At 53.3% G+C, this 13108-nt stretch carries 14 protein-coding genes; 11 read left to right on the top strand and 3 right to left on the bottom strand.

Annotated features, from left to right (window positions below; translation table 11 throughout):
* Positions 1 to 146 precede the first annotated feature (146 nt).
* From malM to ubiA, 3 genes are all read left to right on the top strand, one after another.
* A complete protein-coding gene (gene malM / locus NA389_RS04025; protein WP_000782502.1) occupies positions 147 to 1064 on the top strand; it encodes a maltose operon protein MalM in 918 nt (305 codons plus the stop codon).
* 180 nt (positions 1065 to 1244) lie between these two features.
* A complete protein-coding gene (gene ubiC, locus NA389_RS04030) occupies positions 1245 to 1742 on the top strand; it encodes a chorismate lyase (RefSeq protein WP_000019217.1) in 498 nt (165 codons plus the stop codon).
* A gap of 13 nt (positions 1743 to 1755) precedes the next feature.
* Positions 1756 to 2628, top strand: a complete 873-nt coding sequence (gene ubiA / locus NA389_RS04035; RefSeq protein WP_000455247.1) for a 4-hydroxybenzoate octaprenyltransferase — start codon at positions 1756 to 1758, stop codon at positions 2626 to 2628.
* A 98-nt stretch (positions 2629 to 2726) separates the two neighbouring features.
* Here ubiA and plsB read toward each other — a convergent pair whose 3' ends face one another.
* Positions 2727 to 5147: a glycerol-3-phosphate 1-O-acyltransferase PlsB gene (gene plsB, locus NA389_RS04040; protein ID WP_000017360.1), complete on the bottom strand. Its 2421-nt coding sequence runs from the start codon at positions 5145 to 5147 to the stop codon at positions 2727 to 2729.
* A gap of 170 nt (positions 5148 to 5317) precedes the next feature.
* On the opposite strand from plsB, the gene NA389_RS04045 reads away from it, so the two are divergent.
* The 5 genes from NA389_RS04045 (at position 5318) to NA389_RS04065 (ending at position 8248) form a co-directional block, all read left to right on the top strand.
* The gene (locus NA389_RS04045; protein WP_000002900.1) at positions 5318 to 5686 is read left to right on the top strand and encodes a diacylglycerol kinase; all 369 of its coding nucleotides are present in this window, start codon (positions 5318 to 5320) and stop codon (positions 5684 to 5686) included.
* 108 nt (positions 5687 to 5794) lie between these two features.
* Entirely contained in the window at positions 5795 to 6403 is a 609-nt protein-coding gene (lexA, locus tag NA389_RS04050) for a transcriptional repressor LexA (RefSeq protein ID WP_000646079.1), read from the top strand.
* A gap of 178 nt (positions 6404 to 6581) precedes the next feature.
* Positions 6582 to 7907, top strand: coding sequence for an MATE family efflux transporter DinF (gene dinF / locus NA389_RS04055; RefSeq protein ID WP_001128113.1), 1326 nt, complete (start codon positions 6582 to 6584; stop codon positions 7905 to 7907).
* The gene (locus NA389_RS04060; protein ID WP_001575282.1) at positions 7904 to 8017 is read left to right on the top strand and encodes a hypothetical protein; all 114 of its coding nucleotides are present in this window, start codon (positions 7904 to 7906) and stop codon (positions 8015 to 8017) included. Before dinF ends, NA389_RS04060 begins: the two co-directional genes overlap by 4 nt.
* A gap of 21 nt (positions 8018 to 8038) precedes the next feature.
* On the top strand, positions 8039 to 8248 hold the full coding sequence (locus NA389_RS04065) for a CsbD family protein (RefSeq protein WP_001030592.1): 210 nt from the start codon (positions 8039 to 8041) through the stop codon (positions 8246 to 8248).
* Positions 8249 to 8347: 99 nt separating this feature from the next.
* On the opposite strand, the gene zur is transcribed toward NA389_RS04065, so the two are convergent.
* Positions 8348 to 8863 carry a zinc uptake transcriptional repressor Zur gene (zur, locus tag NA389_RS04070; RefSeq protein WP_000416271.1) on the bottom strand — a complete coding sequence of 172 codons (516 nt, stop codon included), beginning with the start codon at positions 8861 to 8863 and terminating at the stop codon, positions 8348 to 8350.
* 246 nt (positions 8864 to 9109) lie between these two features.
* Between zur and NA389_RS04075 the strand changes: the two genes are divergently transcribed.
* From NA389_RS04075 to pspG, 3 genes are all read left to right on the top strand, one after another.
* Positions 9110 to 10420: a conjugal transfer protein TraF gene (locus NA389_RS04075; RefSeq protein ID WP_001039323.1), complete on the top strand. Its 1311-nt coding sequence runs from the start codon at positions 9110 to 9112 to the stop codon at positions 10418 to 10420.
* 87 nt (positions 10421 to 10507) lie between these two features.
* Positions 10508 to 11506 carry a tRNA dihydrouridine(20/20a) synthase DusA gene (dusA, locus tag NA389_RS04080; RefSeq protein ID WP_001182224.1) on the top strand — a complete coding sequence of 333 codons (999 nt, stop codon included), beginning with the start codon at positions 10508 to 10510 and terminating at the stop codon, positions 11504 to 11506.
* Between the two features lie 167 nt (positions 11507 to 11673).
* Positions 11674 to 11916: an envelope stress response protein PspG gene (pspG, locus tag NA389_RS04085; RefSeq protein ID WP_000891414.1), complete on the top strand. Its 243-nt coding sequence runs from the start codon at positions 11674 to 11676 to the stop codon at positions 11914 to 11916.
* Between the two features lie 174 nt (positions 11917 to 12090).
* Here the strand turns inward: pspG and NA389_RS04090 are convergent, their stop codons facing one another.
* Positions 12091 to 13074 (bottom strand): quinone oxidoreductase, encoded by a 984-nt coding sequence (locus tag NA389_RS04090; RefSeq protein ID WP_000235555.1) that lies wholly within the window; start codon positions 13072 to 13074, stop codon positions 12091 to 12093.
* Positions 13075 to 13108: the final 34 nt, after the last annotated feature.

Consider the following 13108-nt stretch of genomic DNA (forward strand, 5'->3'; position numbering starts at 1 on the left):
GTAACGAGGGGCGCAAGCCCCTCTGAAACATCAGGTCTGATGATGCTTGTAAGCCGAATAAGGCGCCAGCCGCCATTCGGCGATATGTTTGGGTTGGCGCGCTATTGCCTGGCTACCGCTGAACCCGCCTTATTGAGGTGAGAATAATGAAAATGAAGAAAAGTCTCGTCGCCCTCTGTTTAACCGCAGGGCTGTTCGCCAGCGTGCCGGGTATCAGCCTGGCGGAAGTGAACTATGTACCGCAAAATACCAGCGCCGCGCCTGCTATTCCTGCTGCTGCGCTACAGCAATTAACCTGGACGCCTGTAGAACAGTCAAAAACGCAGTCTACCCAACTGGCGACTGGCGGCCAGCGCCTTGACGTCGCCGGCATTACCGGCCCGGTCGCCGCTTATAGCGTTCCGGCGAATATCGGCGAGCTGACATTAACTCTGACCAGCGAGGTCAATAAGCAAGCCAGCGTTTTTGCGCCAAACGTGTTGATTCTTGACCAAAATATGACGCCTTCGGCGTTCTTCCCCAGCAGTTACTTTACTTATCAGCAGCCGGGCGTCATGAGCGCAGACCGGCTGGAAGGCGTGATGCGCCTGACGCCTGCGTTGGGGCAGCAGAAACTCTATGTTCTGGTGTTTACGACCGAAAAAGATCTTCAGCAAACCACTACACTGCTCGATCCGGCAAAAGCCTATGCCAAAGGCGTCGGTAACTCTATCCCGGATATTCCCGATCCAGTTGCTCGCCATACCACTGACGGCGTGGTGAAACTGAAGGTGAAAACCAACAGCAGCTCCAGCGTATTGGTCGGGCCGTTGTTTGGCTCGTCCGGTGCCGGGCCGGTAACGGTAGGCAATACCGCCGCGCCGGTCGCTGCGCCAGCGCCAGTCGCGCCGAAGAAAAGCGAACCGATGTTGAACGATACGGAAAGCTACTTTAATAAAGCGATTAAGGATGCCGTAGCGAAAGGTGACGTCGATAAAGCGCTGAAACTGCTTGATGAGGCCGAACGTCTGGGATCGACATCTGCCCGTTCCACCTTTATCAGCAGTGTAAAAGGCAAGGGGTAATTGTTTCCCCACAGTGCTGATTTTGCAGCAACTGGTGCGTCTCCTGGCGCACCTTTTTTTATCATTTCATGCGAATTGTTATTTTTTTGTTGCGCAACAGATCACTTAATTGTGATTGCGCCCCCCGTAATGTCTTTTCTGAGATACAATGACTTTAGGTTATGAATCGGAGAGTAAGGCATGTCACACCCTGCGTTAACGCAACTGCGTGCGCTGCGCTATTTTGATGCGATTCCTGCGCTTGAACCCCATTTGCTGGACTGGCTGTTGCTGGAAGATTCTATGACTAAACGTTTTGAGCAACTGGGAAAGCGGGTAAGCGTGACGCTGATTCGGGAAGCGTTTGTCGGCCAAAGTGAGGTCGAGGAAGCGTCAGGTTTACTGCCATCCGAATCCCGTTACTGGTTACGTGAGATACTGCTTTGCGCTGACGGCGAGCCCTGGCTTGCCGGACGTACCGTGGTACCGGAATCCACGCTGTGCGGACCTGAACAGGTCTTACAACATCTGGGTAAAACCCCGCTTGGACGTTATCTATTTACATCATCGACACTGACCCGCGATTTTATTGAAATTGGACGCGATGCAACGCTATGGGGGCGCCGCTCTCGACTGCGGTTGAGCGGAAAGCCACTGTTGCTTACCGAGCTTTTTTTACCTGCATCGCCGCTGTACTGAGAGGAAGATAAAGATGGAGTGGAGTCTGACGCAGAGTAAGCTGCTGGCGTTTCACCGTTTGATGCGTACAGATAAGCCTATTGGCGCGTTGCTGCTGCTCTGGCCGACGCTTTGGGCGCTATGGGTGGCGACGCCGGGTATGCCTCAGCTGTGGATTTTGGCGGTTTTTGTCGCTGGCGTGTGGTTAATGCGCGCGGCGGGCTGCGTGGTGAATGATTACGCCGATCGTAAATTTGACGGACATGTAAAACGTACGGTCAACCGGCCTTTACCCAGCGGCGCCGTGACAGAGAAAGAAGCGCGCAACCTGTTTGTGGTACTGGTGCTGCTGGCGTTTTTGTTGGTGCTGACGCTGAACGCCATGACGATTCTGCTTTCCGTGGCGGCGTTGGCGTTGGCCTGGGTTTATCCCTTTATGAAACGCTACACCCACCTGCCGCAGGTCGTGCTGGGGGCCGCTTTCGGCTGGTCAATCCCCATGGCGTTCGCCGCGGTGAGCGAATCCCTGCCGTTGAGCTGCTGGCTGATGTTCCTCGCCAATATTCTCTGGGCGGTGGCTTACGATACGCAATATGCGATGGTCGACAGAGATGATGATATCAAGATAGGCATTAAATCGACGGCGATCCTGTTTGGTCGTTATGACACATTGATTATCGGGATTCTGCAGTTTGGCGTCATGGCGTTAATGGCGCTGATCGGCTGGTTGAATGGTCTGGGATGGGGATATTACTGGGCTGTGCTGGTGGCGGGCGCGCTGTTTGTCTACCAGCAAAAACTGATTGCGAACCGTGAACGTGAAGCCTGCTTTAAAGCCTTTATGAACAATAACTACGTTGGCCTGGTGCTATTTTTAGGGCTGGCGATGAGTTACTGGCACTTCTGATGTCATGCCGGGCGAACCCGGCCTGCAAAGCCAAAATTTTCAATACGTCATATCAGTTGCCCGATGAGCTTACGCCATCGGGCATTTCAGGCACTGGCTTACTCGCCCTGCGTCGCGCTTTCAATCGTCAGACGGACATCAGAGGTAATCAGATCGGCAAGCATCTGATATATCTTCATCGTTTCTGCCGGTTCGGCATCGCCCGTATCACTGATATAACCCTCATCCCGTAGCGTCAATACGAGTGAACTGAACACTGCTTTGTCGAAAAACTCCGGCGCGTTAATACCGTGCAGGACAGACAGACGTTGCGCCACGGTACGGCTTTCTTTCTCCAGCGTACTGCGGTTGATGGACGGATTGGCGCTCAACAGCCAGAACGTAATGGCATAACGCTGTAGCGTTTCACGCGCGCCTGCCGCCAGCAGTTGCAGTGTACGGGAATGCGTCGGGTTGATATGCAGTTCATCATCCTGCAGGGTAATTAGCCCCTGACGCTGCATTTCACTGGCCAGCGCGTCAATGACCGAGGCTAACTCCTCGCGCTCCCAGCGCAGGAACAGCTCCGCTTTTAACATCGGATAGAGCGCTTCAACATGCTGCTGCAACGCATCACGCGAAATGCGACGATGCTGGGTGATAATCGCCGCCATCAGCGAAGGCATAATCAACATATGCGCGATATTGTTACGATAGTAGGTCATCAACACCGCCTGCTCGCGCGGCAGAATGATGATATCGCCAATAGTGTCTTTCTCGACCTCAAACTTATTCATCTGCAGCGCGTGAGCGATGAGCTCACCAGCGCTGGCGGCAGGAACGGTTGAGTCTGTGGAATAAGGGACATTGCGCATCAGATCGAGATAGCAATCAAGCTGCTCGGTGAGCTGCTCGCGGGTGAGCGAGCGCTGACGCGACGCTAACAGCGCGGTACAACACAGGTTCATCGCGTTTGCCGCGCCAGCGTTGTTAATACGCACCATCAGATCGGCGGCAATACTATTTACCGTCGGCGTCAGCCAGGCTGGGCGTATGGCCTCTATAGGGTCGATAGATTCGCGCCACTCCGGCACATGCTGGTTCAGGTACGTCATGAGCGGCATCGGTTCGCCAAAGTTAACGTAGCCCTGACCCAGATTGCGCAGCTTGCTCAAGCCTTTCAGCATTTGCGGCAGGCTCTCTTTCTCTTTTGTCGCGCCGCGCAGCTCTTTCGCATAGGTGCCCACTTCCATGACGTGCTCATAGCCGATGTAAATAGGCACTAACGTAATTGGACGGGTACCGCCGCGCAGCATCGCCTGTATAGTCATCGACAGGGTGCCGGTTTTCGGGTCTAACAAACGTCCGGTACGCGAACGTCCTCCTTCGACAAAATACTCAACCGAGTAGCCGCGGCTGAACAGCTCGCCCAGGTATTCGCGAAAGACGGTGGAATAGAGTTTATTCCCCTTAAAGGTGCGACGAATAAAGAACGCGCCCAGACGACGGAAAATCGGGCCAGCGGGCCAGAAATTAAGGTTAATACCGGCGGCAATGTGCGGCGGAACCAGTCCCTGATGGTACAGCACATAAGAAAGGAGCAAGTAGTCCATATGGCTGCGATGACAGGGCACATAGACGATTTCATGCCCGTCGTGCGCCAGTTGGCGTACGCGCTCGGCGTTATGCACGTTAATCCCCTGGTACAGTCGGTTCCAGGTAAACCCCAAAATCCTGTCGGTCAAACGAATCATCTCGTAAGAGAAGTTCGCCGCGATCTCTTCCATCAGCGCAATGGCGTTTTGCTGCGCTTTTTCATGAGAGATTTTCTTACTGCGCGCTTCGTCTTCTACCGCGCGGGCGATCGCTTTCGAGGCCAGCAGTTTGTTAAACAGATCCTGACGAGCGGGCAGGCGTGGGCCAACCGCCGCCAGGCGCTGGCGGGCAAAGTGCATACGCGCCACGCGAGCCAGCTTCTGCGCGATGATTTTATCGGTGCCGTGTTCATCAGCCATACGACGCAATGAGACGGACGGCGAGAATCGGACAAAGCTATCGCGACCCAGCCAGGAGATGGCAAAGAATTTCTGTACGCCGTTCAGCATACGTAAAGGCGGGTTATCTTCTCCCTTTTCACGACCCGGCGCGCGGCCAAACATCACGGAAACGGGCACCATCTGCACGTCCAAAGCCGGATTACTCCGATGCAGATCGAGATAATCGTGAAAAAGTTTCACCGACTCTTCTTTTGGCGTGTAATAGGTAAAGACACGCGGTCCGCCGTGAATAAATACATAGCGTGGCAACAGCGCGCCGTCGATCTCCAGCGGCTCCAGCGGATCCGGGAGATCGTGCGCCAGACATTGAGCCCGCAGCGTCAGTAAGTCCGCTTTTGAGTTGTATGGCAAGACATACATAATGGGGCGAGAAGTATCGAGCCCCAATTCCTGGGCGGGTTCCGCCGGAATAGACTTGCTTTTTACCAGTATGCTTAATGGTAAATTCAGTAATTTGTAGTAAATTCGTGGCCAGCCGGACATAAACGATGTAAAGCCTCTGGTTAATAATGCAAATGCGGTGCAAGGATATCAGAAAGTTTAGCGAATTTCTGTTGTATCCCGTCATACTTCGCGCTGCGTTACGGCAGTCCGAATCGTGCAGGGCAACCGTATAATGTCATTGACGTTAATAATGTAAAAAGGTTCTTTTGATGGCCAATAATACCACTGGATTCACCAGAATTATCAAAGCGGCAGGATATTCCTGGAAAGGATTTCGCGCCGCATGGACTCACGAAGCGGCGTTTCGCCAGGAAAGTATCGCGGTATTGCTGGGCGTCATCATCGCCTGCTGGCTGGATGTGGATGCGATTACCCGTGTGTTATTGATAGGTTCCGTTTTACTTATCATGATTGTTGAAATCCTCAACAGCGCTATTGAAGCGGTCGTTGACCGCATCGGTTCTGAATACCATGAGCTTTCCGGCCGTGCGAAAGATATGGGATCGGCTGCGGTGCTACTGTCTATTTTCGTTGCCCTGATGACCTGGGGCATCCTGTTATGGTCACATTTTCGATAAAGGTTCCAAATTTTATAAATCTCTTGTTTTTTGCGCCGTTTGTGGTTCCAAAATCACCTTTAACTGTATATACTCACAGCATGACTGTATATACACCCAGGGGGCGGAATGAAAGCGTTAACGGCCAGGCAACAAGAGGTGTTTGATCTCATCCGGGATCACATCAGCCAGACAGGTATGCCACCGACGCGTGCGGAAATCGCGCAGCGTTTGGGGTTCCGTTCCCCAAACGCTGCGGAAGAACACCTTAAAGCGCTGGCGCGCAAAGGGGTGCTTGAAATTGTTTCCGGCGCATCGCGAGGTATCCGTCTGTTACAGGAAGAAGAGGATGGATTACCGCTTGTCGGGCGTGTCGCGGCGGGTGAACCGCTTCTGGCGCAGCAGCATATTGAAGGCCATTACCAGGTCGATCCTTCACTGTTCAAACCCAGCGCCGATTTCCTGCTGCGCGTGAGCGGTATGTCGATGAAAGACATCGGTATTATGGATGGGGATTTGCTGGCGGTACATAAAACGCAGGACGTCCGTAATGGCCAGGTGGTTGTCGCTCGCATTGACGATGAAGTGACAGTAAAACGCCTGAAAAAGCAGGGCAATAAAGTGGAGTTGCTGCCGGAAAACAGTGAGTTTACACCGATAGTGGTGGATCTGCGCGAACAAAGCTTTACGATTGAAGGGCTGGCGGTAGGCGTCATTCGCAACGGGGAATGGTTGTAATCTCTTTTTAATCTCCTTGTAAGCCGTCATCCGGCAATCGTGCAGCCTGATGGCGCTGCGCTTATCAGGCCTACGGGAATGCAGTTCCTGAGATGATTAATTTGTAGGCCGGATAAGGCGTTACGTCGCCATCCGGCAATGCGCTCGTTTCGTTTAACTCCTTGTCAGGCTTTTCTCCATGCCGCTTTTTACCTCCTCTGATAAAGCTCTCTGGCGTCTCGCGCTGCCGATGATTTTTTCTAACATCACCGTCCCCTTACTGGGGCTGGTCGATACGGCGGTGATTGGTCATCTGGACAGCCCGGTTTTCCTGGGCGGCGTGGCGGTGGGCGCGACTGCCACCAGCTTTCTTTTCATGCTGCTGCTATTTCTACGTATGAGCACCACCGGCCTAACGGCGCAGGCATTTGGCGCCAAAAATCCGCAGGCGTTAGCCCGGGCGCTCATTCAACCGTTATTGCTGGCGCTGGGCGCAGGCGTGATGATTGTGCTATTTCGCACGCCGCTTATCGAGCTGGCTTTACATATTGTCGGCGGGAACGACGCTGTCCTGGTGCAGGCGAGACGCTTCCTTGAAATTCGTTGGCTAAGCGCTCCCGCGTCACTGGCGAATCTGGTGCTGCTCGGGTGGCTGTTAGGCGTTCAGTATGCGCGGGCGCCGGTTATCTTGTTGGTCGTGGGCAATATCCTCAACATCGCGCTCGACCTGTGGCTGGTGATGGGACTTCATATGAACGTGCAGGGTGCCGCCCTGGCGACGGTCATCGCAGAATATGCCACGTTACTGATCGGCCTCATGATGGTACGTAAAGTTCTCCATCTCCGCGGTGTGTCGCTGGATATGCTAAAACAGGCCTGGCGCGGCAACGTGCGCCGCCTTTTAGCGCTCAATCGCGATATCATGCTGCGCTCATTGCTCCTTCAGCTTTGTTTTGGCGCAATCACGGTGTCAGGCGCGCGGCTGGGCAGCGATATTATCGCGGTAAATGCAGTCCTGATGACCTTACTCACCTTTACGGCCTATGCGCTGGACGGTTTTGCTTATGCGGTGGAGGCGCACTCCGGTCAGGCTTACGGCGCGCGTGACGGTAGCAAGCTACTGGACGTCTGGCGAGCGGCGTGTCGTCAGTCAGGAATTGTGGCCTTGTTGTTTTCCACAGTCTATGCCCTGGCAGGCGAACATATTGTCGCGTTACTGACCTCATTGCCGCAAATACAGCTACTGGCGGATCGGTATCTTATCTGGCAGGTGGTATTACCGCTGGTGGGCGTATGGTGCTATCTGCTCGACGGTATGTTTATTGGCGCGACGCGCGCCGCCGAAATGCGCAATAGCATGGCAGTCGCCGCGGGAGGATTTGCGCTGACGCTCTTCGCCCTGCCGGTATTAGGAAATCATGGTTTATGGCTGGCATTAACCGTGTTCCTGGCGCTTCGCGGTCTGTCGTTGAGCCTTATCTGGCGTCGTCACTGGCGCGAGGGTACATGGTTTGCCAGATCGTGACGGTTAAAAATTCTGAATATAAAACCGAAGGCCGAATTCCTGCCTACAATTATTATCACGTCCAGCAGAAATTGCAGTGCATTTGGGCGAATAACACCTGCTATTCCTAACCGAATGATGAGGACAAGATGATGAATAAAGACGAAGCCGGCGGTAACTGGAAACAGTTTAAAGGTAAAATGAAAGAACAATGGGGCAAACTGACCGATGACGATATGACCGTTATCGAAGGTAAACGCGACCAACTGGTAGGTAAAATCCAGGAGCGTTACGGTTACCAGAAAGATCAGGCGGAAAAAGAGGTTGTTGACTGGGAAACCCGTAACAACTATCGCTGGTAATATGTTTTCCCCTACCAGGAGTACATGGATGTGCTTCCCCCTGTTTGCCTGTGAATGCGGGCGTGCCCCTCTCTACTGCCGCCCGTTTTTCCGTTCAGGCTAACGTGGTTTTTTCTTCACCAGCACCGAGTGATCGTGACCACAGTCGCCCGGATGGCGACACGCTTCCACTTCTACGCACGCAGGGCACAGACCGTGCGCCTCAATAACGTTATGTCGTAGCGCAAAGCCCATTTTAGCCGCCAGCGTATGCATGATGTCTTCCACGCCCTCGGCACACTCTTCCTTCACCACGCCGCAACGATCGCAGATAAACATGGCCGAGCTGTGCGTCGGCTGGTCGAACAGGTGGCAAACCACGTAACTATTGGTGGATTCCACTTTATGGACAAAACCCTGTTCGAGCAAAAAATCCAGCGCGCGGTAGATGGTGGGCGGTTTGGCCTGTGGTTCCGTTTCGCGCAGCAAATCGAGCAAATCGTATGCGCTGATGGCACCCTGTTGCAGACTCATCAGGCGCAGCACTTCGAGGCGCTGAGGCGTCAGGCGCACGTTGCGCTGCGCGCAGAGTTTTTCAGCTTGCGCCAGTAACTCTTGCGTTGTGGTCTTTTCCATGTAGCACCTCGAATGGCATGAAAGTCTAATCCGCTACTTTACCACGAGCTGCTTAAAACTCTGAAATTACCCCGCGACAATATATCGCCTGCTAAGCTTTTCCGCGCCAGTATTCTCATCTATACATAATGAGGGTCGATATTATAACAACAGGATTTAACATCACTATTTCACAGCAATGGTTCGCCTCTGTCCGATAAAGCGTGGCGGAGGGATTACTTCACCTGATAATAAGATGGGCTAACTGTGAACAAAAACGTCAAACTTTCACTGATTGCTATCGCGGTCTCGCTTTTTATGGCAAAGCAGGCGGGCGCCGCCAATACCTGGACGGAAGCGCGTAATGACGCAATGGGCGGGACGGGCGTCGCGTCCGCGAATTATGGCAGCGGAGTACTGTTAAATCCGGCGTTACTGGCAAAAGCCAAACCGGAAGACAATATCACTGTTGTCCTTCCTGCGGTCGGCGTCCAGATTACGGATAAAGACAATCTCCAGGATGAAATTGACGATATCAGCGATAAAGTGGATTACTACGATGAGGTCGTCGATAACCTTACGCTGGGGCAAGTTCTGCTCAATCCGCGAGGCGTGCTGAATCAATTTCAGGGCGCCGCGCGCGACCTGGCCGATGAGCTGGAATATCTCAACGGGAAAACCGCTCGCGCCAATGCCGGCGCCGGGTTGGCGGTAAGTATTCCAGGACAAACGCTTTCCGTGGCGTTTATCGCCAAAGGTTATGCGCATGGGCGCGTGAGTTCGTCCATTGATCAGAACGATATTCAGTATCTGCGTGATATCCAGCATGATGAACGTGTCGCGCTTCGTGAAGCAGGACGCGCTGCTTTGCTGGGGTCTGACGAAATTACAAAGCATTTAAACTCTACCGCGTCGGGGCGGGTAGCGATTGTGTCTGACTACGGTATTGCGCTGGCGAAGCAGTTTGTGGTGGGCGAGGTGCCTGTTTCCATTGGCGTTACGCCAAAACTGCAAAAAACCTGGCTCTATAACTACACCACCTCAATTTATAACTACGACAGTAGCGACTGGAATAGCAGCCGTTATCGCAATGACGATACGGGTTTTAACATTGATGCGGGGCTTGCTGCCGATATCGGTGAAAACTGGACGCTGGGGCTGAGCGGGCAAAATTTGGTATCTCGCGATATCGATACGAAAGATATTTACATCACTAATGGTATGACGGGAGAAACCACCAACTACAAAGATACATACCAAATCCGCCCCCTGGTTACCGCGGGCATCGCATGGCATAACGATTTGCTGACCGTAAGTGCCGATGGCGATCTGACGGAAACGAAAGGCTTTAAGAGCGAAGACAATTCACAGTACGTGGGTGTCGGCGCTGAAGTTCGACCGTTGTCATGGCTGGCGGTGCGCGCAGGGTATCGTGCGGATGTGAAAAATAACGATAGCAATGTGGTTACCGGCGGTCTTGGCTTTGCGCCCTTTAACCGTGTGCATCTCGACTTAATGGGACTGTACGGCGAAGATGAAACCTGGGGGGCAGGCGCGCAGCTTACAATGACATTCTGAGGTGCTTTCACCGGAGGCGCTACGCCTCCGGTTTAGCGTTATGCTATAGTAACGCCCCTTTTTTAACCGGATGCTTATTTATTCGCCATGCAGCCTGAAACCCAGTCCTCCGCTTTTCCTGCTTATCGCTTCTCCATCGCGCCTATGCTCGACTGGACGGACAGACATTGCCGCTATTTCCTGCGTTTGCTGTCTCGCCAGACGCTGCTCTACACCGAAATGGTGACCACGGGCGCGATTATTCACGGTAAGGGTGACTATCTGGCTTACAGCGAAGAAGAGCATCCGGTCGCTCTACAGCTTGGTGGAAGCGATCCGGCTCAGCTTGCGCATTGTGCAAAGCTGGCGGAAGCGCGTGGCTACGATGAAATTAACCTCAACGTGGGGTGCCCTTCCGATCGCGTGCAAAATGGTATGTTTGGCGCCTGTTTGATGGGCAATGCGCAACTGGTCGCCGATTGTGTTAAAGCCATGCGTGATGTCGTCTCGATTCCGGTGACGGTAAAAACCCGCATTGGTATTGACGATCAGGACAGTTATGCGTTTCTGTGTGATTTCATCGATACGGTTTCCGGTCAGGGCGAATGCGAGATGTTTATTATCCATGCGCGCAAAGCCTGGCTTTCTGGCTTAAGCCCGAAAGAAAATCGTGAGATCCCGCCGCTGGATTACCCGCGCGTCTATCAGCTAAAGCGGGATTTTCCGCACCTGACCATGTCCATTAACGGCGGCATCAAATCGCTGGAAGAGGCGAAGGAGCACTTGCGCCATATGGATGGCGTCATGGTTGGCCGCGAAGCTTATCAGAATCCGGGTATACTGGCCGCGGTGGATCGGGAGATCTTTGGCGCCGATACCACCGATGCCGACCCGGTTGCGGTGGTTCGCGCGATGTATCCCTATATTGAGCGTGAATTGAGCCAGGGAGCGTATCTGGGGCATATCACTCGCCATATGCTGGGGTTGTTCCAGGGCATCCCCGGCGCGCGGCAGTGGCGTCGCTATCTGAGCGAAAACGCCCATAAAGCTGGCGCGGATGTTGCTGTACTGGAGCAGGCGCTAAAACTGGTGGCAGACAAGCGTTAAAAGTTCGCCAAAAATTAGTCAATCTCACCACGCTCTGTGCAGTTTTGCAGGGCATTTTCTTTATATATCAACAATATAAATATTGGCATGATTTTTGTAATAGCTTACCTGACCAGACCCGGTAAGCGCCATGCCGCCGGGCAATGCCATCTTTATGGGGAACGACTATGCTGGAACTACTTTTTGTGCTTGGCTTTTTTCTGATGTTAATGGTGACGGGCGTCTCCTTGCTGGGTATTCTGGCCGCGCTGGTTGTAGCGACTGCCGTCATGTTCCTGGGCGGAATGTTCGCCCTGATGATCAAGCTGTTACCGTGGCTACTGCTGGCGGTGGCTGTGGTGTGGGTGATCAAAGCAGTAAAAACGCCAAAAATCCCACAGTATCAGCGCAATAACCGTCGGTTTTACTAAGGTATTGAGCGGTTCGTCACAACCTGGAACTTTGCCCTCACAGGCAAATAGGAATCGATTATTAAATCTGTCATGATTGCGCAGGTAACGAATTCATCGCGCTGTACCCTACATACAGCCGAACAAAAAAAGAAAGGGCTTCCCGGGTGGAAGCCCAATTTCTTTGCAGAGCTATTACGGAATCAGCAGGCTTGAGCCCTGTGTGGCCCGGCTTTCCAGCACCTCATGCGCGCGACGTGCATCTTTTAACGCATAGCGTTGATTTTCAGCCACATCGACTTTAATCACGCCGCTGGCGATCAATGAGAACAATTCATTGCTGGCTTCGGTTAGTTCTTCACGCGTCGTAATATACCCCTGTAGTGAAGGTCGCGTGGCATACAGGGAACCTTTCTGATTCAGAATACCTAAATTCACGCCGGTGACGGGGCCGGACGCATTGCCGAAACTGACCATCAGTCCCCGACGTTGCAGGCAGTCCAGTGAGGCTTCCCAGGTATCTTTCCCCACGGAGTCATAGACCACGCGGACTTTTTTGCCGCCGGTGATCTCTTTTACCCGTTCTACAATGCTCTCCTCACGGTAATTAATTACCTGCCAGGCGCCGGCGTCCAGCGCCCGCTGCGCTTTTTGCGCGCTACCGACGGTACCGATAAGCTTCGCGCCCAGCGCTTTCGCCCATTGGCAGGCGATCAGACCGACGCCGCCCGCAGCGGCATGAAACAGGAAGGGTTCATCGGGTTTCACTTCATAGGTTTTGCGCAACAGGTAAAAAACGGTCAATCCCTTGAGAAAAGAGGCTGCCGCCTGTTCGAAGGAAATGGCGTCAGGTAAAATCGCGGCTTTATCTGCGGGGACGTTATGGACGGAACTGTAAGCGCCGAGCGTTGACTGCGCGTAGACGACGCGATCGCCGACGCGAATGTGCTCCACGCCGTTGCCGACTTTACTGACCACACCCGCAGCTTCGGTTCCCAGGCCCGCAGGCAACGACGGGGGCGGATAGAGTCCGCTACGGATATAGGTGTCGATGAAGTTGATACCAATGGCTTTGTTCTCAACCTGGATTTCGTGTTCCGCCGGTTCCGTTGGCGTAAACTCCACGGTCTGAAGCACTTCCGGACCACCATGCTTGTGAAATTCAATACGCGTTGCCATGCTTCCTCCAAAAGAAATGTGGTAATCTTTCGAC

Source organism: Salmonella sp. NW645, assembly GCF_051703725.1.
Classification (GTDB): Bacteria; Pseudomonadota; Gammaproteobacteria; order Enterobacterales; family Enterobacteriaceae; genus Salmonella; species Salmonella enterica.

Bases quoted from the DNA above. Each gene is read 5' to 3' on its own strand.
- zur (WP_000416271.1), bottom strand. From the start codon at position 8,863: ATGGAAAAGACCACAACGCAAGAGTTACTGGCGCAAGCTGAAAAACTC.
- pspG (WP_000891414.1), top strand. From the start codon at position 11,674: ATGCTGGAACTACTTTTTGTGCTTGGCTTTTTTCTGATGTTAATGGTG.
- ubiC (WP_000019217.1), top strand. From the start codon at position 1,245: ATGTCACACCCTGCGTTAACGCAACTGCGTGCGCTGCGCTATTTTGAT.
- malM (WP_000782502.1), top strand. From the start codon at position 147: ATGAAAATGAAGAAAAGTCTCGTCGCCCTCTGTTTAACCGCAGGGCTG.
- dusA (WP_001182224.1), top strand. From the start codon at position 10,508: ATGCAGCCTGAAACCCAGTCCTCCGCTTTTCCTGCTTATCGCTTCTCC.
- dinF (WP_001128113.1), top strand. From the start codon at position 6,582: ATGCCGCTTTTTACCTCCTCTGATAAAGCTCTCTGGCGTCTCGCGCTG.
- lexA (WP_000646079.1), top strand. From the start codon at position 5,795: ATGAAAGCGTTAACGGCCAGGCAACAAGAGGTGTTTGATCTCATCCGG.
- plsB (WP_000017360.1), bottom strand. From the start codon at position 5,147: ATGTCCGGCTGGCCACGAATTTACTACAAATTACTGAATTTACCATTA.
- ubiA (WP_000455247.1), top strand. From the start codon at position 1,756: ATGGAGTGGAGTCTGACGCAGAGTAAGCTGCTGGCGTTTCACCGTTTG.
- NA389_RS04045 (WP_000002900.1), top strand. From the start codon at position 5,318: ATGGCCAATAATACCACTGGATTCACCAGAATTATCAAAGCGGCAGGA.
- NA389_RS04065 (WP_001030592.1), top strand. From the start codon at position 8,039: ATGAATAAAGACGAAGCCGGCGGTAACTGGAAACAGTTTAAAGGTAAA.
- NA389_RS04090 (WP_000235555.1), bottom strand. From the start codon at position 13,074: ATGGCAACGCGTATTGAATTTCACAAGCATGGTGGTCCGGAAGTGCTT.